This window comes from Rhodococcus sp. 27YEA15 (assembly GCF_049739425.1).
Classification (GTDB): domain Bacteria; phylum Actinomycetota; class Actinomycetes; order Mycobacteriales; family Mycobacteriaceae; genus Rhodococcus_F.
In genome coordinates this window covers 2,760,161-2,784,810 of record NZ_JBMHHW010000001.1, presented here as the reverse complement: position 1 = coordinate 2,784,810, position 24,650 = coordinate 2,760,161, and the positions used below count along the sequence as shown (strand labels likewise).

The 24,650-nt window shown below is 64.1% G+C and carries 24 protein-coding genes and 1 tRNA gene; 13 read left to right on the top strand and 12 right to left on the bottom strand.

All coding sequences use genetic code 11. The annotated features are described in order from the left end of the window. Nucleotides 1-62: 62 nt before the first annotated feature. Entirely contained in the window at nucleotides 63-2,918 is a 2,856-nt protein-coding gene (aceE, locus tag ABH922_RS12880; RefSeq protein WP_424807290.1) for a pyruvate dehydrogenase (acetyl-transferring), homodimeric type, read from the bottom strand. Between the two features lie 369 nt (nucleotides 2,919-3,287). Here aceE and ABH922_RS12875 point away from each other — a divergent pair, with 369 nt between their 5' ends. From ABH922_RS12875 to ABH922_RS12855, 5 genes are all read left to right on the top strand, one after another. Further along, the gene (locus ABH922_RS12875; protein WP_424807289.1) at nucleotides 3,288-3,719 is read left to right on the top strand and encodes a hypothetical protein; all 432 of its coding nucleotides are present in this window, start codon (nucleotides 3,288-3,290) and stop codon (nucleotides 3,717-3,719) included. A 177-nt stretch (nucleotides 3,720-3,896) separates the two neighbouring features. Beyond that, nucleotides 3,897-4,322, top strand: a complete 426-nt coding sequence (locus ABH922_RS12870) for a DUF3052 domain-containing protein (RefSeq protein WP_424807288.1) — start codon at nucleotides 3,897-3,899, stop codon at nucleotides 4,320-4,322. An 85-nt stretch (nucleotides 4,323-4,407) separates the two neighbouring features. Beyond that, nucleotides 4,408-4,872, top strand: a complete 465-nt coding sequence (locus ABH922_RS12865; RefSeq protein WP_424807287.1) for a peroxiredoxin — start codon at nucleotides 4,408-4,410, stop codon at nucleotides 4,870-4,872. Between the two features lie 32 nt (nucleotides 4,873-4,904). After that, nucleotides 4,905-4,976, top strand: a tRNA-Val gene (locus tag ABH922_RS12860). A 584-nt stretch (nucleotides 4,977-5,560) separates the two neighbouring features. After that, entirely contained in the window at nucleotides 5,561-6,514 is a 954-nt protein-coding gene (locus tag ABH922_RS12855) for an alpha/beta fold hydrolase (protein WP_424807286.1), read from the top strand. 269 nt (nucleotides 6,515-6,783) lie between these two features. Here the strand turns inward: ABH922_RS12855 and ABH922_RS12850 are convergent, their stop codons facing one another. The 3 genes from ABH922_RS12850 to ABH922_RS12840 form a co-directional block, all read right to left on the bottom strand. Next, nucleotides 6,784-7,008, bottom strand: a complete 225-nt coding sequence (locus tag ABH922_RS12850) for a hypothetical protein (protein ID WP_424807285.1) — start codon at nucleotides 7,006-7,008, stop codon at nucleotides 6,784-6,786. 54 nt (nucleotides 7,009-7,062) lie between these two features. Further along, on the bottom strand, nucleotides 7,063-7,254 hold the full coding sequence (locus ABH922_RS12845) for a hypothetical protein (RefSeq protein WP_424807284.1): 192 nt from the start codon (nucleotides 7,252-7,254) through the stop codon (nucleotides 7,063-7,065). A 126-nt stretch (nucleotides 7,255-7,380) separates the two neighbouring features. Continuing rightward, nucleotides 7,381-8,046: a helix-turn-helix domain-containing protein gene (locus ABH922_RS12840; RefSeq protein ID WP_424807283.1), complete on the bottom strand. Its 666-nt coding sequence runs from the start codon at nucleotides 8,044-8,046 to the stop codon at nucleotides 7,381-7,383. 129 nt (nucleotides 8,047-8,175) lie between these two features. Between ABH922_RS12840 and ABH922_RS12835 the strand changes: the two genes are divergently transcribed. Continuing rightward, entirely contained in the window at nucleotides 8,176-9,621 is a 1,446-nt protein-coding gene (locus tag ABH922_RS12835; protein ID WP_424807282.1) for a DHA2 family efflux MFS transporter permease subunit, read from the top strand. 100 nt (nucleotides 9,622-9,721) lie between these two features. Next, nucleotides 9,722-11,257 (top strand): bifunctional 3-(3-hydroxy-phenyl)propionate/3-hydroxycinnamic acid hydroxylase, encoded by a 1,536-nt coding sequence (locus ABH922_RS12830; RefSeq protein ID WP_424807281.1) that lies wholly within the window; start codon nucleotides 9,722-9,724, stop codon nucleotides 11,255-11,257. A 7-nt stretch (nucleotides 11,258-11,264) separates the two neighbouring features. Here ABH922_RS12830 and ABH922_RS12825 read toward each other — a convergent pair whose 3' ends face one another. Further along, nucleotides 11,265-11,945, bottom strand: coding sequence for a YceI family protein (locus ABH922_RS12825; RefSeq protein WP_424807280.1), 681 nt, complete (start codon nucleotides 11,943-11,945; stop codon nucleotides 11,265-11,267). 56 nt (nucleotides 11,946-12,001) lie between these two features. After that, the gene (locus ABH922_RS12820; protein ID WP_424807279.1) at nucleotides 12,002-13,282 is read right to left on the bottom strand and encodes a glycosyltransferase; all 1,281 of its coding nucleotides are present in this window, start codon (nucleotides 13,280-13,282) and stop codon (nucleotides 12,002-12,004) included. A gap of 178 nt (nucleotides 13,283-13,460) precedes the next feature. Between ABH922_RS12820 and ABH922_RS12815 the strand changes: the two genes are divergently transcribed. Beyond that, a complete protein-coding gene (locus ABH922_RS12815) occupies nucleotides 13,461-14,516 on the top strand; it encodes a type III polyketide synthase (protein ID WP_424807278.1) in 1,056 nt (351 codons plus the stop codon). A gap of 50 nt (nucleotides 14,517-14,566) precedes the next feature. On the opposite strand, the gene ABH922_RS12810 is transcribed toward ABH922_RS12815, so the two are convergent. Genes ABH922_RS12810 through ABH922_RS12800 form a run of 3 tightly spaced genes read right to left on the bottom strand, consistent with a single transcriptional unit; the run spans nucleotide 14,567 to nucleotide 17,744 of the window. Next, nucleotides 14,567-15,835 (bottom strand): hypothetical protein, encoded by a 1,269-nt coding sequence (locus ABH922_RS12810; protein ID WP_424807277.1) that lies wholly within the window; start codon nucleotides 15,833-15,835, stop codon nucleotides 14,567-14,569. Beyond that, the gene (locus ABH922_RS12805; RefSeq protein ID WP_424807276.1) at nucleotides 15,832-16,728 is read right to left on the bottom strand and encodes a nitrilase family protein; all 897 of its coding nucleotides are present in this window, start codon (nucleotides 16,726-16,728) and stop codon (nucleotides 15,832-15,834) included. The genes ABH922_RS12810 and ABH922_RS12805 overlap by 4 nt, the downstream gene beginning before the upstream one ends. A 5-nt stretch (nucleotides 16,729-16,733) precedes the next feature. Next, complete coding sequence (locus ABH922_RS12800; protein WP_424807275.1) at nucleotides 16,734-17,744, bottom strand: asparaginase; 1,011 nt, start codon at nucleotides 17,742-17,744, stop codon at nucleotides 16,734-16,736. Between the two features lie 123 nt (nucleotides 17,745-17,867). Here ABH922_RS12800 and ABH922_RS12795 point away from each other — a divergent pair, with 123 nt between their 5' ends. From ABH922_RS12795 to ABH922_RS12785, 3 genes are all read left to right on the top strand, one after another. Further along, the gene (locus tag ABH922_RS12795) at nucleotides 17,868-18,920 is read left to right on the top strand and encodes a LacI family DNA-binding transcriptional regulator (RefSeq protein ID WP_424807274.1); all 1,053 of its coding nucleotides are present in this window, start codon (nucleotides 17,868-17,870) and stop codon (nucleotides 18,918-18,920) included. An 83-nt stretch (nucleotides 18,921-19,003) separates the two neighbouring features. Next, nucleotides 19,004-19,306: a hypothetical protein gene (locus ABH922_RS12790; protein WP_424807273.1), complete on the top strand. Its 303-nt coding sequence runs from the start codon at nucleotides 19,004-19,006 to the stop codon at nucleotides 19,304-19,306. After that, nucleotides 19,299-20,303, top strand: a complete 1,005-nt coding sequence (locus ABH922_RS12785; protein WP_424807272.1) for a cobalamin biosynthesis protein — start codon at nucleotides 19,299-19,301, stop codon at nucleotides 20,301-20,303. Before ABH922_RS12790 ends, ABH922_RS12785 begins: the two co-directional genes overlap by 8 nt. On the opposite strand, the gene ABH922_RS12780 is transcribed toward ABH922_RS12785, so the two are convergent. Genes ABH922_RS12780 through ABH922_RS12770 form a run of 3 tightly spaced genes read right to left on the bottom strand, consistent with a single transcriptional unit; the run spans nucleotide 20,244 to nucleotide 22,348 of the window. Then, a complete protein-coding gene (locus tag ABH922_RS12780; RefSeq protein ID WP_424807271.1) occupies nucleotides 20,244-21,164 on the bottom strand; it encodes an SURF1 family protein in 921 nt (306 codons plus the stop codon). The two genes, ABH922_RS12785 and ABH922_RS12780, sit on opposite strands and share 60 nt — an antisense overlap. 49 nt (nucleotides 21,165-21,213) lie before the next feature. Continuing rightward, on the bottom strand, nucleotides 21,214-21,687 hold the full coding sequence (locus ABH922_RS12775) for a low molecular weight protein-tyrosine-phosphatase (RefSeq protein ID WP_424807270.1): 474 nt from the start codon (nucleotides 21,685-21,687) through the stop codon (nucleotides 21,214-21,216). Then, entirely contained in the window at nucleotides 21,674-22,348 is a 675-nt protein-coding gene (locus ABH922_RS12770; RefSeq protein ID WP_424807269.1) for an HAD hydrolase-like protein, read from the bottom strand. The genes ABH922_RS12775 and ABH922_RS12770 overlap by 14 nt, the downstream gene beginning before the upstream one ends. A gap of 64 nt (nucleotides 22,349-22,412) precedes the next feature. Here ABH922_RS12770 and cobC point away from each other — a divergent pair, with 64 nt between their 5' ends. Next, the gene (gene cobC, locus ABH922_RS12765) at nucleotides 22,413-23,447 is read left to right on the top strand and encodes an Rv2231c family pyridoxal phosphate-dependent protein CobC (RefSeq protein ID WP_424807268.1); all 1,035 of its coding nucleotides are present in this window, start codon (nucleotides 22,413-22,415) and stop codon (nucleotides 23,445-23,447) included. Next, nucleotides 23,444-24,577, top strand: a complete 1,134-nt coding sequence (locus ABH922_RS12760; protein ID WP_424807267.1) for a Nif3-like dinuclear metal center hexameric protein — start codon at nucleotides 23,444-23,446, stop codon at nucleotides 24,575-24,577. Before cobC ends, ABH922_RS12760 begins: the two co-directional genes overlap by 4 nt. Nucleotides 24,578-24,650 lie beyond the last annotated feature (73 nt).

Sequence of the window (24,650 nt, the reverse complement as noted above, 5' to 3'; positions counted from 1 at the left end):
GCCGAATGTCGGGTCGACACTCGGCGGCAGTGGGCGCAGGTCATCGGTGGCAGCAGGTGACACTAAGCGCTGCCGGTGTCTCCGGTCTGCTCCGGTGCAGCGGAGACGTCGTCGATTCGGTAACGAGTGGCCGCCTCGACGGCAGTGCTCCGCTCGATCGAACCTTCCTTCGCGAGACCGATCAACACGGCGACAGCGATGGACTCGGCGTCGACGTTGAAGAATCGGCGGGCCGCGGTGCGGGTGTCGGAGAATCCGAAGCCGTCCGTTCCGAGAGTGGTGTAGTCACCCGGAACCCACTGGCGGATCTGATCCGAGACGGCACGCATCCAGTCGGACGCCGCGACGACAGGACCTTCTGCTGCCGAAAGCGCGGTGGTCACGTACGGAACCGGAGCATCCTGACCCGGGTTGAGCAGTGCCTGCCGCTCGCATTCGACGCCTTCGCGGCGGAGTTCGCCCCACGAGGTGACCGACCAGACGTCTGCGGACACGCCCCACTCCTCGGCGAGGAGCTTCTGTGCACGTAGACCCTCGGGCATCGCCACACCGGAGACCAGGATCTGGGCCTTCGGACCGGCGACAGTGCTGGGCTGGTACAGGTAGATGCCCTTGAGCAGTCCCTCGACGTCGAGCCCGGCAGGCTCGGCGGGCTGCACGTACGGCTCGTTGTAGATGGTGAGGTAGTAAAAGATGTTCTCGCCACCGAAACCGTCGACACCTTCGGTGCCGCCGTACATGCGACGCAGGCCGTCCTTGACGATGTGCGCCAACTCGTAGGAGAACGCCGCGTCGTAGGTGACCGCAGCCGGGTTGGTCGACGCGAGCAGCAGCGAGTGACCGTCTGCGTGCTGAAGTCCCTCACCGGTGAGGGTGGTGCGGCCGGCGGTGGCGCCGAGGACGAATCCACGAGCCATCTGGTCCGCTGCAGCCCACAGGCCGTCACCGGTGCGCTGGAAACCGAACATCGAGTAGAAGATGTACAGCGGGATCATCGGCTGACCGTGTGTCGCGTACGAGGTGCCGACAGCGGTGAACGAGGACGTCGAACCGGCCTCGTTGATGCCCTCGTGCAGGATCTGCCCGACCGGGCTCTCCTTGTACGCGAGCATCAGATCGGCGTCGACGGACGTGTACAACTGTCCGTTGCGGTTGTAGATCTTCAGCGACGGGAACCACGAGTCCATACCGAACGTGCGAGCCTCGTCCGGGATGATCGGCACGATGCGCTTGCCGATCTCCTTGTCACGGAGAAGTTCCTTGAGGATGCGCACGATCGCCATGGTGGTGGCGACCTCCTGCTTGCCCGAACCCTTGCGGATGACGTCGTACGTCTTGTCCTCGGGCAGCTTCAGTGGTGCGACGTCGGTGTTGCGCGACGGCAGGAAACCGCCGAGCGCCTTGCGACGGTCGAGCATGTACTTGATCTCCGGAGCGTCGGCACCGGGATGGTAGTACGGGGGAAGGTAGGGGTCCTTCTCGAGTTCGGCGTCGGAGATCGGGATGCGCTGGATATCGCGGAACGCCTTCAGATCGTCGAGCGTGAGCTTCTTCATCTGGTGCGTGGCATTGCGGCCCTCGAAGTGCTTACCGAGGGTGTAGCCCTTGATCGTGTGCGCGAGGATGACCGTCGGCTGCCCCTTGTGCGCCATCGCCGCCGCGTAGGCGGCGTGGATCTTGCGGTAGTCGTGACCGCCACGCTTGAGGTTCCAGATCTCCGCGTCGGTCAGATCCTTGACCAGTTCCTTCGTCCGCGGATCGCGGCCGAAGAAGTGATCGCGCACGAAAGCGCCGTCGTTGGCCTTGTAGGTCTGGAAATCGCCGTCCGGCGTGGTGTTCATCAGGTTGACCAGGGCACCGTCGCGGTCGGCGTGCAGCAGGGTGTCCCACTCGCGGCCCCACACGACCTTGATGACGTTCCAGCCCGCACCGCGGAAGAACGACTCGAGCTCCTGGATGATCTTGCCGTTACCGCGCACCGGGCCGTCGAGGCGCTGCAGGTTGCAGTTGACGACGAACGTCAGATTGTCGAGGCCTTCGGTAGCCGCGACGTGTGCGAGACCACGCGACTCCGGCTCGTCCATCTCGCCGTCGCCGAGGAACGCCCACACGTGCTGGTCGGAGGTGTCCTTGATGCCGCGATCGTTCAGGTAGTGGTTGAACCGTGCCTGGTAGATGGCGTTCATCGGGCCGAGACCCATCGAGACCGTCGGGAACTCCCAGAAGTCCGGCATCAGGCGCGGGTGCGGGTACGACGGCAGCGCGCCGCCGTCCTCGGCGTGCGACTTCTCCTGACGGAAACCGTCCAGTTGTTCTGCCGGGATTCGGCCTTCGAGGAAGGCTCGGGCGTAGATGCCGGGGGAGGCGTGACCCTGGATGAAGATGTGGTCTCCGCCGCCGGGATGATCCTTTCCGCGGAAGAAGTGGTTGAAACCGACTTCGTACAGAGCGGCGGAGGACGCGTACGTCGAGATGTGGCCGCCGACTCCGACGCCCGGTCGCTGCGCGCGATGCACCATGATGGCCGCATTCCAGCGGATCCAGGCACGGTAGCGGCGCTCGACTTCTTCGTCACCGGGGAACCACGGCTCGTTTTCGGTGGGAATGGTGTTGACGTAGTCGGTCGACGTCAGTGCAGGCAGCGCAACATGCTTCTCGCCTGCGCGTTCGAGCATCCGCAGCATCAGGTAGCGGGCGCGGGTGGGACCGGATCGATCCAGCAGACCGTCGAAGGACTCCAGCCATTCGGTGGTCTCGTCCGGATCTATATCCGGCAGATACGACGCGACACCCTCCCGAATGACGCGAACGCGCCCATCGGTTCCCGCCGCCGAGTTCGGCGACGGCGACCCGGTCACCCGGGGATCGCCGGATTCGGCGTCAGGCCCGGATGCTGGACCCTGGATCAGGTCAGACAACGTGTGCTCCTCATTGGGGTTCGGGACGCGCGGTGGGGCGTCCTCGGCAGGTGATCGAAGCCTTGTTAGGCCCGACGCACTTCCATGATGAATATGGCGCGTACCTCATCTTTCCCCATCTCGGTCGGCCCGGCGCACCTCGCCTCTGGTTACTCTCGGGTAGTCTCTTTCCCGATTAGGGGCGGCCGAGATGGTTCGCCGTAGTCACAGGCGTCTGGGCCGGGTTCTCAGGCTTTCGGGGGTGGCGAAATAAGTAACCAAATCAACTCGACGCGGTGTCCACCTGGTGGACTCGTCGTCGGAATCGGTGCGATCGTCGTCGGCGTGGTGGTCATTGCAAGCTGTTCGAGATCGGTGTCCGGAACGCCTGTGGTCAACCATGACCAAGCCGTCGCCTACGCGGCCGAAGTGACCTCGTCGGCGGCTGCCGCGTCATCGTCGAAAGCGGCCGCGGGCGCCCGGGAGCGAGCGCTGTCCCTCTGTGAAGAGGTGGGCGGCAGATCGAAGAAGGATGTCGCCGTCTTCAACGACTACATCGACGCGGGGAACAACGGAACCGGAGACGAGGCGGCCAAGGGCCGCGCCGCCGCAGCGTCTGCCCACGAGATGGCAGCGTGGTTGGAATCGGTCTCCGGGGATCTTCCGGCGACACTCGCCGGTTTGTTCACCGACCTGTCCGTCAGCATGACTGCCTCGGCTCGTGTGATCGAACGCGATCACTCCGCCACCGAAATCAACTCGATCACCGACACCAATAATTCTCTTCGTGACTCGATCTGGGACGAATGCGAAACACTGTGACCTGCAGGTATCTTGTCGATTCTGCGCCAAGACGAAGACCGGGTGGCTAAAAGTCCGAAAATTTCGGCGTGGTCGGCTTGCGCTAACGGCTCAGACCATGTTCGCTTTCCCTAATCGAACGTCAAACGGTAGGTGTGCGGGGTCGCCGCACACCATCAACAAAAGGAGGACCCCACCGTGGTCGCCGCGGCGGATGCCCAGAACTACGCTCAGAAACTCGGAATCACCACCGACATGGTGGTACAGGAACTGGGCTGGGATGAGGATACCGACGACGGCATTCGTGCCGCGGTTGAGGAAACCATCGGCGGGGAGATGCTCGACGAGGATTCCGACGAGGTCATCGACGTCGTGCTGCTGTGGTGGCGCGACGAAGACGGTGACCTGGTCGATGCCTTGATGGATGCGATCGGGCCGCTGGCCGACGATGGCTTCGTCTGGGTACTCACCCCCAAGACCGGTCTCGACGGACACGTCGAGCCCAGCGAGATCGCAGAATCGGCACCTACAGCCGGACTGACCCAGACCTCGGCTGCCAATCTCGGCGACTGGTCGGGAAGCCGGCTCGTTCAACCGAAGTCTCGTCCGGTGAACAAGCGCTGATTTCAGTTCGCCCCATCACGTTGTCGCTCATCGGACGTTCGGCTCACACCGACCGTCCGATGAGCCATTTCAGTCAAGGATGACAATGCCGCTCGAAGTTGGTGCCAAGGCACCTGAATTCACCCTCAAGGATCAGAACAACCAGGACGTGTCCCTCGTGGACTTCCAGGGCAAGAAAAACGTCCTGCTGGTCTTCTATCCCTTGGCCTTCACAGGAACGTGTCAGGGAGAGCTGTGCAAGGTACGTGACGAGCTCCCCAAGTTCGAGAACGACGACACCGCAATACTCGCCATCTCCGTGGGTGCGTCGCCGACCCACAAGATCTGGTCTGCCGAGCAGGGCTACACCTTTCCGCTGCTGTCCGACTTCTGGCCGCACGGCGAAGTCGCACAGCAGTACGGCGTCTTCAACGACAAATTGGGCTTCGCCAATCGGGGCACCTTCGTGATCGACAAAGACGGCATCGTCCGTTTCGCCGAAATGAACGGCCCCGGTGAGGCCCGTGACCAGGCGCTTTGGGCAAACGCGCTCGCCGCGCTAGAGTCTTAGAGCGCTCCCGGTGAGGTTCTCACCGGGAGTTCGGGCGTGTAGCTCAGTGGTAGAGCTCTGGTTTTACACACCAGCGGTCGGGGGTTCGAAACCCTCCGCGCCCACCGAGAAATTGGGCCCTGAAATGCATCTCAGTGCATTTCAGGGCTTTTTTGCGTCTGCGCTGCGTGCAGAATTCCGTCTTTTCACCACATGCCGCCCACAAGTACTTTGTGCTGAGCCGCTGAGAGCCGTTGCGCTACGTCGTGACATCGGACTCGTCGGATCTCACCACTTTCGGACACCGGTTCGGTGTCTATCGACCAGAACGCGGCCGCGAGATCTCGAGATGATCATCAGATGGCTTCGTCGTCTCCACGTTCGCTCCCTTCGCACGTGCGGTGTAGCGGACTCGACGTCGGAGAAACGACAGGGCCCGTAGCGCAAGGCGCTACTTCGACGCGGACTGCCGGGTAGTGCCCGACCCACGTCCGAGGATCCACTCTCGACGTAGACCGCGAGCGGGGACGGACACCTGGGCCGGACGACCGAACGCGGTCGTCGTACTTGCGAACCGCCGTGCCAGAAGGCGTCGGGCGACGCATCTCGACCTGGGGTGCTGCCTGTGTCGGGGGGGAGGGAGTACGCCGCGGATGGTCTCAGGGCCGGTCGCCCGGCGGCTGTGGCAACGATCAAGATGAGGATGAAAATGAAGAAGGTTCGATCCATACCGCTGACAGCGCTCACTGCGGTGACCGTTGTTCTGGTTGCGCTTGTCTCTGTGGCGTTGGGGTTCAACATCGGTTCCGCCAAGGCGGAGGTCCCCAGCAGTGGGCAGGTCCTCGACGGCGAGGGCGGTGGAAGGTTCGTATCCGTCGACGGAAAGAACATGCACGTCGAGATTCGTGGTGACGGTGATCAGACCATCGTGTTGCTTCCCGGGTTCGGGACGTCCGCACCGATAATCGATTTCAAGCCGCTGGTCGACGAACTCGTACCCAACTTCCGGGTGGTCACCGTCGAACCGTTCGGTTACGGATACAGCGACGGTACCGACAAGGATCGCACGACCGAGAACATCGTCGAGGAGGTGCACGCCGCCGTGCAGTCGCTCGGTATCGAGAAATACGTCCTGATGGGCCATTCGGTCGCAGGCATCTACGCGCTGGACTACACCGCGAAGTACCGCGACGAGGTCACCGCCTTCGTCGGGATCGACAGCAGCGTTCCGGGACAGCCGAACATGGACATCAAGTTCCCGATCGAACTCTTCAGAGTTGCAAAGAAGTTGGGTTTCTCCGACCAGCTGGCAATGCTCGAGGGCAACGACGGTACGGACACCTCGCTCGATGAAGGGGCGCAGGACGAACTGCGCCGACTGGTCGCGAAGAACAACTTCGGCGACACGTACCTCAACGAGATGGACCATCTCTCCACGAACTTCGCGGCGTCGATCGGCAAGACCTTCCCGGCGGATCTGCCCATCCTGCTGTTCGCCGTGACGAACTCCGATGTCGAAGGTTGGACGCCGCTGCACGAAGCGCAGGCGGCCTCGGTCGAGCACGGTGAGCTGATCCTCCTCGACGGGGATCACTACCTGCATCACACCAGGTCGAAGGAGATCGCCGAAAACGTCAATCGTTTCTTGGCCGAACTGAACTGACACGCAGGCTCCGCGGCACTGACCGCCGAATGCCCCGATCCGTATCGCGATACGGATCGGGGCTTTTCGATGTACGGTCGTCGCGCTGGGTGTGATCCGCGTGTCGCTTCGGCCCGCCGGTATGGCACTCGCGGCCGCGGCGTCGTGGCTTCCGGATCACACCGGTGGCGTCGAACTCGGCGGTATGTGGTGCTGCTACGTGGCCCGCGTACATCGGCCGTGTTCCTCGGCAGGTCGGTATCAGGGCGCGGCACCGGCCGAGTCGTCGTTCATCTGCCGTGGCCGCTTCCGTTGAACGGCATGATCTCGGTGCGAGAACCGTCGGGGTGGCGGGGAGTGAGCGAGGAGTACTCACTTGCTTTCCGGTCGCGTAACAAGTTGCCGGGATGCAGGCACCGCAGCGCGGCCTGTAGACGTTCGAGCCGGGAGCGTGTTCTTGTCAGGACAAGCCGAGATCCGTCCGGGACCGGTTCCTGTCTCACGTAGCGCTCCATGTGCCGATCGTAGACGTCGGGAAGCGAGGGCATCACACGATCGGTTGCATCGGATCAGTCGATCGAACCCAGGATTGCGAGTCGGAAGTCGAGAATCCGCACCAAGTCGAGCGCATCGCGCCGGCGATCCGGCTTCGCGCCGGCGATCCGGCTACCCCAGGGCGGCGAGTATCCGGTCGACTCGTCCCCGTCGGACGGATGCAGGTGAAGATCCTCGGCGTCGAAAGGAAATTCGTCGTTGTGCACGGCGATCAGGCTATGGACCCCGGTCTTTCGGTCGACGGCCTTTCGGTCGATGTCGACGATTCGGCTCGGGCGGCGCTGTACTACGACGACATGTTCACGGCGCCCAGGGCGGACATGGACGACCGGTCACTGCCGCGCATCGGACGGACGGGAGGTGACGTGGCGAAGCTGATCCCGTGTTGCCCGGTAGATCTCGGCCAGATCGGCGTCCTCCTGACCGCTGTCGACTCGCTCGGCCCAGGTGTCGAACGCGACACGCATGGTCATGCCCGCGCTTTCGACCAGTAGGCGCGCGTAGGAACGTGGTCGGGTGCCCGCCAGCGCTCGGGCCACGATGTCGGTGACTCTGGCGAGCGTCACCGAGTCGGCGGCCACGGCCACCGTGCAGAGGTGGGAATCGGCGATGATCAGGCGTCGTATCCGCAGTACACGCTCGATGTCCTCGTCGGTGGCGCAGGCCACACGCTCGACGGAACGCTCGTAGATCTTTTCGACACCGCTCAGGGTGATGTCCTCGGGGGCTGTGGATTCCAGCCAGGTGGCAACAGCGGATTCGAACTCGGCGTCGGTGCCGAGGACCGATTCCTCCTTGGTGGCGAAGCAGCGAAAGAAGGTGCTCTGGGATACCCCTGCACGACGGGCGATTTCCTCGACGGTGGTTGCGGCGGTGCCGCGGTCCTCGAACAGATCGAGGGCCGCTGCGGTGATCTCACGCCGAGTATCGAGACGGCGTCGCTCCCGTAGGTCGGGGACTGCCTTGGCGCTGTTGCCCGGCACCGATGGTTCACCCATTGCACGTATCTTCCGTCACAGCGGCCAAGTTACCAGCAGAAATCAAATTGACAGTCACTATCACCATGGTTGAAGCTGTCATGGCGACAGTGAATCGCAGTCCGGGGACCCTCGCAGAGAAAGACTCACATGCAGACGCAAGACATCGAGGTCCACACCGGACCTGTCGCCGACGACGAGTTGACGCCGGCCGGCAAGCTGCTGATCGGAGTGCTGGTCGTCGCGGCCTTCGTGATGATCCTCAACGAGACCGTCATGAGTGTCGCGCTGCCACGGTTGATGACCGACCTGGACATCACCGCCACCACGGCGCAGTGGTTGACCACGGGCTTCCTGCTCACCATGGCAGTGGTCATTCCGATCACGGGTTACCTCTTCCAGCGGTTCACCCTTCGGCAGGTGTTCACCGCGTCCATGACGCTCTTCAGCGCTGGAACGCTGCTCGCCGCCTCGGCGCCTGGCTTCGAATTGCTCTTGGTCGGGCGAGTGATCCAAGCGTGCGGAACCGCGATCATGATTCCGCTCCTCATGACCACCGTGCTCAGTCTGGTGCCGACCCACAAGCGTGGCCGCATGATGGGTGTCATCTCGATCGTCATCGCCGTCGCGCCCGCAGTCGGACCCACCCTCTCCGGTGTCATCCTCAACGCGCTGGACTGGCGATGGATGTTCTGGATCGTCCTGCCCATCGCGCTGGTCACGTTCGCGATCGGCGCGGGCCTGGTCAAGAACGTCACCGCCATCAAGCGCGTTCCGTTGGACGTGCTGTCGGTAATTCTGTCGGCCCTGGCGTTCGGCGGGATCGTGTACGGACTGAGCAGCATCGGGCACTCGTCCGAAGACTCGAGTGTCCCGGTATGGGTGCCGCTCGTCGTCGGCGGTGCGGCGTTGGTGCTGTTCGTGACCCGTCAGGTGTCACGGCAGGCGCAGGGCCGGGCCCTGCTCGACCTCCGTCCGTTCACCACGCCGACCTTCAGCGTCGGTCTCGGGTTGCAGGCAATCAGCATGATGGCGATGTTCGGCGCGATCATCCTGCTGCCGATCTACCTGCAGAACGTTCGCGGGTTGGACACACTGACAACGGGATTGATGCTGCTGCCCGGTGGTTTGGCGATGGGTGTGATGTCGCCGATCGTCGGGTGGGCCTTCGACCGGATCGGCCCGCGTCCGTTGGTGATACCCGGCACGGTGGTGGTCAGTGCGGCGTTGTGGTTGATGACGCTTCTGGACGGGGACTTCCCGTTGCCGATGGTAGTGGGGATTCATGCGCTGTTGATGGTCGGTCTCGCACTGGTGATGACTCCGCTGATGACGTCGTCACTCGGATCACTTCCCAAAGACCTCTATTCCCACGGAAGTGCGATCTTCAGCACCGTGCAGCAACTGGCGGGCGCAGCGGGAGCCGCATTGTTCGTGACCGTGATGGCGAACACCGCCGCGTCCCGCATCGTGGACGGCAGTGGCGAGATCGATGCGAGCCGCGCCGGTATCCACGTCGCATTCCTCTGTGCAGCAGTGCTTTCGCTACTGTCGGTGCTCGCGGCGTTCTTCGTTCGCAAGCCGGCTGCCGCGTAGGCGGATCGATCGGCCCGGCCGTCGGCGACCACGAAGCCCTTGACTCGGCGTGTTCGCAGACAGATGATCGAGATTCTGTACGTCGAACTCTGGAGTCTCGGTGCGAACGCACGCCACACATGTTCCTGTCCTCGTAGTCGGTGCCGGTCCCACCGGCATGTCCGTCGCGACCCTGCTGGCTCGGCGTGGCATCGAGACCTTGATCGTCGAACGTCATCACGACATGTTCGCGCTGCCACGCGCGGTACACCTCGACGACGAGGTCTACCGGATTCTCCAGAATCTAGGAGTAGCAGAGGAATTCGACTCGGTCAGCACTCCCGCGAAGGGGATGCGGTTGGTGGATGCGAACCTCGCCACGCTCCTGGAACTGCGACGCGACGGCGTCGGAACACACGGCTGGCCACAGGCGAACATGTTCGACCAGCCAGACCTCGAGTTCCTGCTCAGAAAGAACCTGGCACGATACCCGGCGGCCAGGTTGGTCAGCGGGACGAGCGTCGGCGAGCTTCGTCGAGTTCGAGACGGTGACCGTGCGATCGTCGAAGCCGTTCTCACGAAACGGGACTCCACGGAAAGAACCGTTGTGACGGCGGATTTCGTTCTGGGCTGCGACGGGGCGAACAGCGGGGTCCGCGAGTTCCTCGACGCGAAGATGGCAAATCTGCATTTCGAAGAGCCGTGGCTGGTAGTCGACGTCAGGTGTGGACAGTCGCTGGAACTCTGGCCCGGCGTTCACCAGGTGTGTGACCCGGTACGTCCCTCGACGTTCATGCAGATCGGTCCGGACCGATACCGGTGGGAGTTCCGAGTCAACCCGGGTGAGAATGTCGACGAACTCTCCTCGGACGCATCGATACAGGCGTTACTCGAACCGTGGTTCCACGACGTCCCGTGGGGGAGTGCCGAGGTTCTGCGCCGCGTCGGCTACACGTTTCGGGCAGCGGTGGCCGACGACTGGGGTAGTGACGGTGTCTACCTGTTGGGCGACGCGGCGCACCTGACCCCGCCGTTCATCGGTCAGGGACTCGGGGCCGGACTGCGCGACGCCGCGAACATTGCCTGGAAACTGGCGGCGGTGCTGGACAAAACGGCGCACCGCTCGATACTCGACAGCTACCAGCAAGAGCGGAAGCCGCACGTCACTCAGGTAATCCGGGCCGCAGTGGCAATCGGGTGGATCATGGCAGGGGGAAAGGGCGTCGTCGCCGAGGTGCGTGCGCGAATTCTGTCGACGGTGTGCCGCATACCCGGGTTCTCGGGTCCGGCGATGAAATCGATTTCTCCCAGGCTCGCGCGTGGTCTGTCCGCCGCCCGCCCGGTACTGCGACGGCATCCGGTGGGATTGATGGTTCCGCAACCTCGCCCCTTCGACGACGACCGCCTCGGTGCTGGATTCGCTCTCGTGTTCCGAGGCGACGTAGACGGGCGTGTGAGGAAACTTGCCGCTGCGCTCGGAGCATCGGAAGTGCTTGTCGGAGAAGATGATTACGGGCGGGCGCTGTCCTCGTGGATGGACCGCCACCGGGCAAGTGCGGTGCTGGTGCGTCCGGATCGGGTGGTTGCCGACTACTCCGCAGTCGGAACCTCGCGTGAACGTGGTTCCGACTGGGCGTGGCCGCTGATACGACGGTAAACCCGCGTTACTGCTTCGACAGGACTACCGAGAACTGAATCTGCCCGGCATCTTCGACGATGATGTTGGCGAACATGGTCGGCTTCTCGATCTGGTAGTCGCTCCAGGTGACGTCGATCGCACCGGCGGCTTCGATGCCTTCACCTGCGCGGCGAATCTTGAAATCTGCTGTTACCGGTCTGGTTTCACTCTTGAGAGTGAGTTCGCCCGAGATCGGGACGGTCAGGATGGCACCATCGGCGGAGAGCGCGCTCAGGTCGACCGGATCGGTGACGGTGAACGTGGCGTTGGGGAACTTGGCGGACTCCATGACGGTATTGCTGAACTGGAAGTCACGTCGACCGTCATCGGTGGCGATAGCGGCCACCGACACGTCTACGGTTCCCGCAGTGAGCTTTCCGGACTCGATGGTGGCGTTTCCGGAAACTTTCTCGGTCTGCCCGCGGACGAACACCCGTTGGCCTTGCAGTGTTTCCCATACTTCGTAGCCGGCCTTCGATCCGGTTCCGACCGTCCACGCTCCGTCGATCTCCACCGAAGCATCAGCGGGGGCGGCCGAGTCGCTCAGGCCCAGTGCTTCAGGTTGATCGCCGTGAAGGAACTTCGCGTAAAACCACGGCCCGACGAGAACAACGACGACGGCTACCGCCACCACGGAGCCGATCACCCACCACCAGCGCTTCTTCATGAGGACGAACAGTAATGCACCTGTCGAGTAGATTGGGGTGCTACGTTGCGCCGACGCTAGTTCGCGCGCGCGGCGATGGTGGTCGCGATGGTCGACGCGGCAGACAGATGTGCGAGCGAGCGTTCGAGTGTGCGCGCTCGATCACGAAACGAGGTGTCGTCGAGTACGCGGCGCACTGCTCCGGCGACGGCGGTGGATCGCGGGACGCTCCGTCGTAGGTTGATTCCGGTACCGGAGATTTCCACCCGACGGCAGATTTCGGCTTTGTCCTCGGTGGTACCGGAGACCACGAGGGGAACGCCGTGTGCGAGAGCGTAGTGAACTCCACCCCAGCCGCCGTTGGTGACCATGACGTCGACTTTCGGTAGTAGTCGATCATAGGGCAGGAACTCGGCGAGTCGGAGATTGGCGGATTCGGTGACGACGTCGGTGACAGGGCGACCGCCGGTGGTCGCCACGACGAGAACGTCCTGATCTGCCAGGCCTCGAATTGTCGGTTCGATCAATCGATTCAGGTCCCCGTTGTCCAACGTCCCCTGCGTGACGAGCACTACCGGCCGATCGTCGTCGAGGTCGGTCCACCAGATCGGCGGTACGAATTCTCGACCCGCCGACTCGAGTATCGGTCCGGCGAAGGTCAGTCGGCGATCTCGGTCGCTGCGTGGATACTCGAATTCCGGGGTTGTCAGTACGAATACCTCGTCGGCGAGTAGTGGCCAGTTCAATGCGAAGTCGGGGATGGGCTCACCGGTCAGCGATCGATGCTGGCTGTTTGCCGAGGACTGGGCGGCCCGAAGGATCCCGTGCTCGAACGCGGCGTTGAGGATCGTGTTGCGGATCCGCCCGGTGGCAGTGGCCGAAGGCTTGAACCCCGGGCCGAACGGGGCGGTGTCCACGGATGTGCACATCAACGGTGACGTGCAGATCGCGAACAGCGGTGGACGGGAGTCAGGGGATCGGCCTAGCATGGGAATGAGTCCCATGAACAGGTTTTCGGCGGCGATGGCGTCCACGGGGCGGTCCGCGATGATGTTCGAGACGGCCGTGAATTGTGCGGTCATCGCTGCGATGAAGATTTTCTCCAGATCGAATCGTGCACGAAGTGGACCGCGTTTTCGGGATCGTCCGGGAAAAGCGGATTCCATGTCGTGTTCGTCGAATTCGCAGTCAACGGGAAGGGGTATGTGTTCGATACCTACCGCGGCGGCGCGTTTCTCGAATTTTCGCCCGGTCAGAATGGAAACCGTGTGCCCTTTTTCGCGCAACTTTTTTCCCACGGCGAGCATCGGCCCGACATGTCCGGTCAAGGGCGCACTGCAGAGCAGTATCGAACTCATCGGTCTCCTTCGCGGCATCGTGTTCAGGCTCGGCGCTTTTGGATTGTATTGCGGGACTGAATTTGTGAGACCGACCGGTACGCGGTATACGTAGCTCCCAATTCTGTCGCTGCGTGTGGTTTCATCAATCTTCTACACGAAGTAGAAGCTTCAATCATATTTGCCTCGGAGGCTCGACATGACTACCGCCTACATCAACAAGGTATCTACGGTCGTGCCTGAGCATGACATACACGACGCGTTCGTGGAGTTCGCCGACAATTCGTTCAGTGTGCGCCGCAAACAACTTCTGTTTCGAAGGATGGCCGAACGCTCACAGATTTCGCACCGCTATTCCGGTATCGATTCCGTCGCATCGTTCTACGGCGGAAATCCCAACAGCGTCAACACCGAAACCCGGATGATCGAGTTCGAACGCACCGCTCCGGCATTGGCCGTCCGCGCCGTGGACGGCCTCGAACTCGGCGACCGGGCCGGCGAGATCACACATCTGATCGTGATCAGCTGTACCGGTTTCGTTTCTCCGGGAATCGACTTCGAGATCATCAAGAAATGTGGGATCAACCCGTCCGTCGAGCGAACTCAAATCGGGTTCATGGGCTGCTTCGCCGGAATCAACGGACTCAAACTTGCTCATCACATAGTCCGTTCGGAGCCGGATGCGCGCGTTCTGGTGGTCAGTACCGAGTTGTGTTCGCTCCACCTTCAGCAATCCGAAGAGCTCGAGACGATGCTCTCGTTCCTCGTCTTCGGTGACGGCTGTGCAGCGGTTCTCGTGACCGGCGAGCCGGAGGGTCTCGCGCTTGATTCCTTCAAGGCGCTGATGGTGCCGGACAGCCCGGAACTGATCACCTGGCGAATCGGTGACATCGGGTTCGACATGGTGCTTTCGGGCAAGGTCCCCGGCACGTTGTCGCGAGCGCTGACCGACGAGAACGTGAAACTCATCCTGTCGGGGGCGGACAAGAGCGAGATCGATCTGTGGGCTGTCCACCCCGGTGGGCGTTCGATCCTCGACGCCGTGGAAGGTGCACTCGAGCTCGCGCCCGACGATCTGAGCGCGTCGAGGAAGGTTCTCAACGACTACGGGAACATGTCGTCGGCCACTGTGCTTTTTGTGTTGGCCGAGATGATGGAGCAGAACAAGAACGGTGAGCACAGCGGAAAGGCCGGCTGCGCAATGGCATTCGGACCGGGTTTGACGGCCGAGACGATGCTCTTCCACGCGGTGTGAGTGGTGTGGTTCGGGACAGCAGGTGCTGCCCCGAACCACAACATCTGCTGTCAGATTCCGGGTACGTGTGCGGCGACGGTGACGACGAGTGCCGTCGCCACTGCCATCGAGATGGTGTTACCGATGAACGGGTGGAAGTCCTTCGGTAACCTCGACGAGATCGGGCGAGCGATCACCGGGCAGAGTAACGCACCCGCGACAGCGCCGACGAGAATCGAGACCGCACTGCCGCCGAATGCCAATACCGTTGCCGGAGCCACGGACACGACGGAGATGTACGTCGGCGCCCAGCCTCCGCCTCGATACAGCCTGCGCCAGACGACGATACCGATCGCCGAGGTCAGCGCCTGAGCGAACAGGATGTGTGGCAGGAGCGCGGTTCCGAACGAGGGGAACAACGGATTGAGCACAAAGGCGACCGTCACACCGGCGATGACACCGATACTCGCCAATTCGTTGGCGTAGAACTGTGTCTCGGTGAAATCGGTGATAATCCGCCGCACGGTCCAGATCGCATCCTTGGCAAGGCTGGGTACACCGCGGATCGTGGTGACGGCCGTAGCCGGTTCGGACTGCGCCACGGGCGCCGGCAGATGCATCCACGGCAGATATCTGCTCACGACGAACGTGAGCGCCGAACCGAACGACATCGCCGTGGTGTTGGCGACGACGGACGGCAGGTCCAGCGGCTCGGTGACGTGCGCGATGAGCAGTTCCGCCACCGGTGTGGTGGTGATCGCGCCCATGACGGCACCGGTGAAGAACACCGGCCATCCCGAGCCGTAGACGAGGACCAACGACGTGGCCACGCAGACGAACGGGATGAACGTGGGCTGCCATCCCTCGTCGAGGTTCCAACCGAAAGCCAGGTTGGACAGCACGAGGCTCAGTGCCGACGACCCGAGAATCCACGGCCACAGTCCGCTGCCGTAGGAGATGGGCGTTCCGGCCCACCGTTTCTTGCGGGTCCCGGCCCACCAGGCGAGCGCCGCGCCGATCAGCAGACCGATCGACGCGAGCCACGACTTGTAGAACTGCGGCTCGGTGATGTCGCCGAGAGCCCATTGGGCGCGGGCGAGGGCCGAATCACTTCCCACCTGTCCGAACCAGTCGGAGTACGTGGGTCCGATGCCGGAGAGATGCCCGGCGAGAGCCACCAGACCACCTGCGAGTGCGCCGAACGCCCCGACCACGACGACCGCGCCGAGAATCAGTCCTGGCAGGCTCAATTCGCGGCGGGTCGAGAGTGGTTGCGACTGGGCGAGTGACGGTTCCGTTGCGGACACGAGGTGAGTGCTGCTGCGGTCCGGGCGCGTCACCGGGCCAGCGGCTTACCGCCGGTGTAGCCCAGTAGCGGGTCGTACAGGTCGGTGCGGCGATCGCGGGGGAGGTCGTTGAGTTGGTTCCAGATCGGTGCGGAGCGGGTGGCGACGATGTCGATGTCCGCGTACAGGACTGCCTCGGCTTCCGCGTCGGCGATGCCGCCGATCGGCCAGCCGTTGGTTCCGGTGATCAGGGAGCAACCGAGGAACTTGCCGCCGCGTTCCTCACCGACCCGGTCTGCTGCGACGATGGGAACGTTGTTCACGTGCGATGCGGACATCGTCAGGTACGACGCCATGCAGTTTCCGGCGTCGTCGAACAGCGGCGGCGGCGTCCAGACCCAGTTGTTGACGGAACAGATGATGTCGGCGCCCTGCGCCGTGAGAATCCGGGCAACCTCGGGGAACCAGATGTCCCAGCAGATCAGCAGGCCGATGCGGCCGATGCGCGTTTCGAAGACCGGATACTCGTCCCCGGTGGAGAAGATCAGCTTCTCGCGGTTCCACAGATGAGTCTTGCGGTATCGACCGACGTAACCGTCGGGGCCGATCAGGACGGCGGTGTCGTACATCTGCACGCCGTCCAATTCGGCGATACCGGCGACGACATAGACGTCCAACTCTGCGGCCACGGCGATCCACGCCTGGCAGGTAGGTCCGTCCGGCACCGGCTCGGCATGGGCGTACGCCTCGTCACGCGTGTCGAACGAGTAACCGGTGCTTGCCAATTCCGGAAGAACGATCAGTCGGGCACCCGCTGCCGCGGCATCCCGGATGTGGCGCACCGTCGCAGCGAGGTTCGCGTCCTTGTTCTCGACGCCGACCTGCATGTCGAACTGCACTGCGGCAACTTTGACGGCACTGACGGCGGGAGAGGTTGTCGATCTCATGGTTTCTACTTTCCTGGGTTGGCGGTGAGGAGGTCAATGGAGTGCGTGGGTGTGGCGAACGCGTGAGCGACGGCGGTTCGATCTGCGCCCGCGGCGATCGATGCGGCGAGAAGGACGCGGGCTTGGCCGGGCCGTAGGTGTCCGGCGAGGATTGCGCCGGCGTCGACGAGATCGACACCGCCGCCCCCACCTCCGTACACGGCGCGCACCGCTCCGGCGTGTACGCGCGAGGACAGTACGACGGGGATACCCGACGCGGTGTGCTCGTCGACCGCGGCGACGATGTCGGCGTTCGCGTTGCCGTAGCCGGTACCTTCCAGTACGAGACCGTGAGCGCCGGCGGCTACGCACGCGTCCATCGCGATGCGATCGGCGCCCGGGTAGAACGCGATCGTGTCCACTCGGATCCCACCGATCGCTGCCGGGCGCCTCCTCGGTCGACGTCGACGGCGAGATCGGAACGCGACCTCGCCGTCGACCGTTCCGACGGGACCGTGATCGGGGTCGGAGAATGCCGCCGGCGCGTTCGTGTGCACTTTCCGCGTTCCGCGAGCGGCGTGGACGGTGCCGTCGAAGCTGATCAGGACACCGTGGTCGCGGGCCGCGTCCGATGCGGCGACAAGCACGGCATCGTGAAAATTGCGCGGACCGTCGGTGTCGGGATCGTCCGCGCTGCGCTGTGCGCCGGTGAAGACGACCGGTCGTGGGTCGCAGTGGAAGACGTCGACCAACATCGCGGTCTCTTCCAAGGTGTCGGTGCCGTGGGTGACCACGACGCCGCAGGTATCGGGCTCGTCGAGAGCAGCGCGTATCGCGTCGTGGATTCGGTCCATGTCGCCGAAATCCATGGCGAAACTGTTGACCGAGGCGATGTCCACCAGACGGAGCGCGACGGTGTCCGGGACACGGGTGCCCGCGAGCAGGTCTGCACCCGACACCGATGCCACCTTGACGCCCCGCGAGTTCGCGGTGCTGGCGATGGTGCCACCGGTAGTGACTACAACCACAGTTTTCATCGTGCCCAATCGTTTGCGCCAATCGTTTGGGCTAATCTAGCGAACGCTCTGCGGTATCGCAATCGTCTGCTGGATAATGGTGTGAAAAGCGTGCACGTCGCGATCCAGAGCAAGGACGATGTCTTGACCGACCCAGATGTACTTCCCCATCTCGACGACGCCGGTAGGCCGACCTTGCGGACCATCGCCTACATCGCCGGGGTGCACGTCTCGACCGTCTCCCGTGTCCTGTCGCCATCGCTCGCCCCCGGCGTCCGGGTCGCGTCGGCGAAGACCACCGAGAAGATCAGGAAGATCGCGCGCGATCTCGACTTCACCAAGAACCCCCATGCCGCCGGCCTACGCACGAGCCGTAGCAACCTCGTGGGCGTTCTGGTGCCTCGTCTGACGGACATCGTTCTCGCCACCATCTACGAGGGAATCAGCGAATCGGCGCGCGCCCAGGGATATCAGACGGTGGTCACCAATACTCACGACGAACAACAACTACGAGACGACGCCGTCGACATGCTGCTCGCGCGGCGCGTCGACGGTCTGGTCGTCGGTGATGCGGTGGTCGACGACGACGCACTCGCGCACGCCCTGGAGAAGCGAGATCTGCCGTTCGTCCTGGTCAGTCGGCGTTCGGGGACGCATCCGAGCGTTACCTGCGACGACAACGAGGGCGGACGCCTGGCCGCGCGACATCTACTCGAACTCGGGCACACCGAAGTCGGTCTGGTCGCAGGTGAGCCGTACGCGAGCACGTCCGTCGATCGAGGTGGCGGCTTTCTCGAGGTGTACGCCGCTGCCGGACACCCGATTCCGGAGAGCCGGATCGTACGCTGTCCGTTCGACGTAGCCGGCGGCCGAACGGCGACGGACCGACTGTTGTCCGCGCAGCACCCGCCGACGGGAATCTTCGCGGTCAACGACTTCGCGGCGATCGGTGCGCTGGGTGCGATTCGGGCGGCGCAGCTTCGGGTCGGAAGTGATGTCGCGGTTGTCGGATACAACGACACTCCGCTCGCCGGCCAGCTACCCGTGCCGTTGACGTCGGTACGATCACCGATGCACGAGATGGGTGTGCGAGCGATGGAACTGCTCACCGATCGGATCAACGGCGTCGACGTCGAGTCGGTGCGCCTGATGCCGACGTTGTCGATCAGGGAAAGCTCCGACCCGACGCGAGCGTGAATGGTCACCGCCGTCGAGCTTCACCCGTGGATTCACCCGTGCCGGTCCGCACCGGATCGCTGCGCGACGACCAATCTGGACAGATGCTCGAGTTTGTGGGAAGTGTCGTCGTAGAGCGAGGGCGGGTGCACCCCACTCGTCCGCATCTGCACGTCGTGGAGACGTCCGACGTCAGTACGACGGTGATCGCCGGCCAACTACTTCGAGTTCGCCGACGCGGGGCGGTGGGCCCGGGTGGAGTTGCCCGTGTGTGGGAAATCAACCACCGACACGAGATGGTGTATCTGAACGTCGAATGGGACGAGGACGACGAAGACGAGAGCACGTCGGTGGTGCCCGTCGACCGGGCCCGTCGAGAGCCCTTGATAGAAATACCGGGTGGCTGAATCTCCGAGAACGAATACCGCCGGACCGTATGCTCGGGCGGTGGGCCTCGCACTCGGCTTCGCTGCCGATCGTCTGTTCGCCGACCCGGCTCGGTTCCATCCAGTCGCGGGATTCGGCACCGCGGCGATCGCGCTGCAGAAACGCACCTATCGTGACTCCAGAGGTGCCGGGGTGGTGCACGTCGCCGTGCTGCTCGGTGGATCCGCAGCCCTGGGCGTACTGGTCGAGCGCTCGTCTCGGCGACGCGCGGCGACCGTCCTGACAACCGCCGTCGGCACCTGGGCGGTGCTCGGTGGAACATCGCTGGCGCGGACCGGCGACGCGATGGCAGCACGACTGGATTCGGCCACTGCCGACGGCGGCACTCTGGATTCGGCGCGGGCGTTGCTACCGTCACTGTGCGGCCGCGATCCGTCGGTGCTCGACGGCGAAGGGTTGACGCGGGCCGCGCTCGAATCCGTCGCGGAAAACACCTCCGATGCCGCGGTGGGCGCGCTCTTGTGGGGCGCGGTCGCGGGAATCCCCGGACTGTTCGTCTACCGCGCGGCCAACACACTCGACGCGATGATCGGTTACCGATCCGAGAAATACCGTAACTTCGGGTGGGCCGCCGCCAGGTTCGACGACCTACTCAATGTGCTACCGGCCAGGCTCACCGGAGTGATCACCGCGGCCTGCGCCCCACTGGTCGGCGGATCGACCAGCGAATCGCTCGGCGCGTGGCGGCGCGACGCCGGCGCGCATCCGAGTCCCAACGCCGGTGTTGCCGAAGCGTCGGCGGCCGGGGCGCTCGGCGTTTCACTCGGCGGCCGTACGCAGTACGCGCACGGAGTGGAATTGCGGCCGGTACTCGGGCGCGGAGCGGCACCGGGGCCGGACGACTTGCGGCGGGCGTCGATGTTGTCGGTTCGAGTGCAGGTCGGGGCCGCAACGGTATCAGCGGCTGTTGCCGTAACGATCGGCCATCTTCGCCTGCGTCGCCGTCAACGGCACTGATTCCGGTTCGGGCTTCTTTCGACGGCCGAACGATCGATCCGCCGCGGTGACGGTCGATTCTCGGGCTACCGCGGGCACGTCGGGCGAATCGGGCTCGGGCTCGACGGACGATTGCGCCGTCGGCGTCTCCTTGCGTCGTTCACGCCACTCCGCACGCACGAAGTAGGCGAGACCGAGCGGGGCCATGATCCCGAAGGCCAACCACTGGAAGCCGTACGACAGGTACGGTCCCGCGTCGAGTTGAGGCAGCGGAATGACGCCGAGTCCACCAGGCTGCTCCGGTTCGAGTTGGATGTACGCGTTGACCAGATCCGTACCGATGAACGCGCCGATCGGACCGGCGTCGATCGAGTACACCTGATTTGCGCCGTTCTCGAACATCGGGTCTCGCCCGGGAGCGGTTCCCTCGGACAGACGCACCCGGCCGTTGAGGGTGACCGTATCGTCCGGCGGCGCCGCGATCGGCGGCGCTTCGGCGCCGGTGACCGGGCGCACGTACCCCCGGTTCACGAGAATTGTTCGGCCGTCCTCCAGCACGAACGGGTTCAACACCTCGTACGACGGTGCGCCGTCGATGGACTGAAGGCGGACGAGAATGGTGGCGTCGGGCGTGTACCTTCCCGATGCGGTGATGTTGCGCCATTCGTCCTCCGCGGCCACGGTGTCGGCGGAGATCACCTCGCCGAGCGGAACCGTCTCCGCATGAATCGAATTGGAGATCAGATCGTTGCGGTACTCGGTCTTGGAATTCTTGCCCAGCTGCCACGGCGCCAGCACTGTGAAACACAGGTAGGCGAAGAGTCCGACCACGGCCGCCAGTACCAACCAACCGGGCCGCAACAGAAATCTCAGTCTTCGCACGACCCCCACGGTATCGGTTTGCCGCGCAGGAGTGAATTTCGCCGCCCGATCAGAGTTGTTCGCGGACCCAATCCAGAATGCCGGGAATCGCGGCCTCGATCTGGTCCCCGACCAACTCGAAATCACGTTGATCCCCGTAGTACGGGTCCGGAACGCAATCGCCGTCGGCATCGGGATCGAACGAGCGCAGCAGGCGCCGACGCTCGGTGGGGACACCGAGATGAGCAAGCTCACGGTCGTGACCGGTGTCGAGAGCCACGACCAGATCGGCACTCGTGTGATCCTCGTTCACCTGCGCCGCGCTGTGCCCGGTCGGGTAGTTCCGAGCGCGCAGCACGATATTCGTGCGCTCGTCGGCGTCGTCGCCGGTGTGATATCCCTCGGTGCCTGCGCTGGTGACCCGGACCCGGTCGGCGAGACCGGCCCGCTCGAGATGCCCGAGGAGAATCTTCTCGGCCATGGGCGAGCGGCAGATGTTTCCGGTACACACGAATGTCACGTGCAGTGGCTCACTGGTTGCCATCGAGCAGCCCTTCCAACTCTGCGGCGGTCTCGACTCGGCGATAGGAACCTCTCGCTTCGGCGTCGCTGCCGTAACCCCAGTCGACGAAGACGGCAGGGATACCGAACTGCGCTGCGCCCAGAACGTCGTGGTCGCGGTCGCCGACCATCAGGACGCCGGCGGTATCGGCGCTGGGAGTGATTCCGAGGGCGCTCAGCGAGTGCGCGATCACGTCAGCCTTGGCTCGACGCGAACCGTCGTTGCTGGCCGCGCCGATGAACTCGAAGTTCTCGGACAACCCGAAATGATCGAGGATTCGGACCGCGAACCGCTCCGACTTCGATGTTGCGACCGCGAGGCGAGTGCCGTTGGCTTGTGTCTTCGCCAGGACCTCCGGCATGCCGTCGAAGACGGTGTTCTCGCTCCATCCGGTGGCGTCGTAGTAGTCGAAGTAGGCGGCGATCGCGGTCTCGACCTGATCGGGGGTGAAGCCCAGTGAGCGGAACGTGTCGACCATCGGTGGTCCGACGACAGCGCCGAGTAACGTCTCGGACGGCTCGGGCGCCCCGACGGCGGCGAGCGCGTGCCGGAATCCGTTGTGGATACCGGGTGCGGAATCGGTGATGGTGCCGTCGAGATCGAACAGCACTACCGGAAAACGGTCGTGGGGAGGTGTCGTCACACCACCATTGTCCTGGACGACGGCCGCGGTGTCCGTGTGCCGGGCTCGACCGTAGGGTGAAGTGGTGAGTAATGGAGCGGGCGACCTCGCCGGATTGCGTCATCACGGGGACGTCGACGCCGAACCTGGATTGCTCGATTTTGCGGTCAACGTGCAGGGATCGGGGCCGCCGGACTGGTTGCGTGAGCGGTTGGCCACGCAGCTGCCGACGCTGGGCTCCTACCCGTCTGCATCGGCCGAGCGTCGAGCCCGAGAAACCGTTGCCAGACGGCACGGACGCGATCCGGCCGAGGTGCTGCTGCTCTCCGGCGGTGCCGAGGGTTTTGCGATGCTGCCCCGGTTGCGCCCGCGCGAGGCAGCACTGATCCACCCGTCCTTCACCGAACCGGAGTTGGCGCTGCGTGAAGCTGCCGTACCGGTCACGCAGGTGATACTCCGTGCGCCGTACGCACTTCGCGACGCCCGGGTTCCGGAGTCGGCGGACATGGTGGTGTTGGGCAACCCGACCAATCCGACGTCGGTGCTGCATCCGCGCGACGACGTCCTGGCCTTGGGTCGTCCCGGTCGTCTGCTGGTCGTGGACGAAGCCTTCGCCGACGCCCTGCCGAACGAGACGGAAAGTGTTGCCGATCAACCTGATCCGAACATCCTCGTGCTGCGGAGCCTGACCAAGACCTGGGCACTGGCCGGACTGCGCTGCGGGTATGCCCTCGGTTCGCCCGACATTCTCGCGCAGTTGGCGTACGGTCGCGCACACTGGCCGCTGGGGAGTCTGCAACTCGAGGCGATCACGGCCTGCTGCGAGCCGTACGCCGTCGAGCAGGCCAGGATCAAGGCGGTATCCATCGGCTCGGATCGGGACGCGATGTGCCGTGAGTTGCGTCGGATCGGAATGGAGATCGACGACGCGGCGGCCGGTCCGTTCCTGTTGATCGAGGTCCCGGACGGAGAGCAGGTACGACGACTGCTGCGTGCCCGCAGTATCGCCGTCCGCCGGTGCGACACCTTCCCCGGACTCGGGCCGAACCACATTCGCCTGGCGGTGCGACCCGCCGAACAGGTTTCGATACTGACCGACGCATTGAAGGAGATCTTGTGAACACCCCCAGCTTGGCCGACGTCGTCGCGGCGCTCGAATCGGCGTACCCACCGGCGTTGGCGGAGTCCTGGGATTCGGTGGGCCTGGTGTGCGGTGACCCGGCAGACCCGGTGTCGACGGTGGTCTTCGCGGTCGACCCCACCGCCGCCGTTGTCGAGGACGCCATCGCCTCGGGCGCCGACCTGCTGGTCGTACATCACCCGCTGCTCCTACGCGGCGTGGACACCGTCGGTGCGCACACACCCAAGGGCGCTCTGGTGCACAAGCTGATCAAGGCCGGATGCGCGCTGTACTCGGCGCACACCAACGCCGACTCCGCCGATCCCGGTGTGTCCGACGCGCTTGCCGCAGCCCTGGGAGTGACGGTGTCGCGTCCGATCGAGCCCAAGCCGGTCGATCCCCTCGACAAGTGGGTCGTGACGGTTCCGGTGGACGACGTCGAATCCGTACAGCAAGCATTGTTCGCGGCCGGAGCGGGAACGATCGGCCACTACCGCCACTGCAGTTGGCAGGTCACCGGCACCGGCCAATTCCTTGCGTCGGACGGAGCGAACCCCAGTCTCGGTCGGATCGGGGAACTCGAGCTGGTCAGTGAGGCCCGCGTCGAAGTCGTCGCGCCGCGAGGTATTCGACGCGCCGTGCTCGATGCACTTCGTGCGGCACATCCGTACGAGGAACCGGCATTCGACGTTTTCGAACTGGCGGCGTTCCCCAGCTCACTGGGGCTCGGACGGGTAGGCGTGCTCGCCGAGGCGCAGACACTGCGTGAATTCACGGCGCGAGTCGCCGCTGCCCTGCCCGCCACGGAGTGGGGAGTGCGCGCCGCCGGGGACCCCGACGCTCTCGTACGCACCGTCGCCGTGTGCGGCGGTGCCGGCGACTCCTTCCTGGACGCGGTGGCCGCCCTGGGGGTCGACGTCTACGTCACCTCCGATATCCGCCATCATCCGGCCGACGAGCATCTCCGCGCCGGTGGCCCCGCACTGGTCGACGTAGCGCACTGGGCGAGTGAGTATCCCTGGTGTGCGCAGGCGAAAGCCGTTCTCGACTCGGCCTTCGCGGCGAATCCCGGCTGGGAGAGTCGAGTGTCGACGCTCCGCACCGATCCTTGGTGTGTCAGTGCCCACTGACTGCTGTGCGCCTTTGTCAACCGCCCGGGGTTGATAAAGGCGCACAGCAGTGGGTCTTGGGCAGCACCTGCTC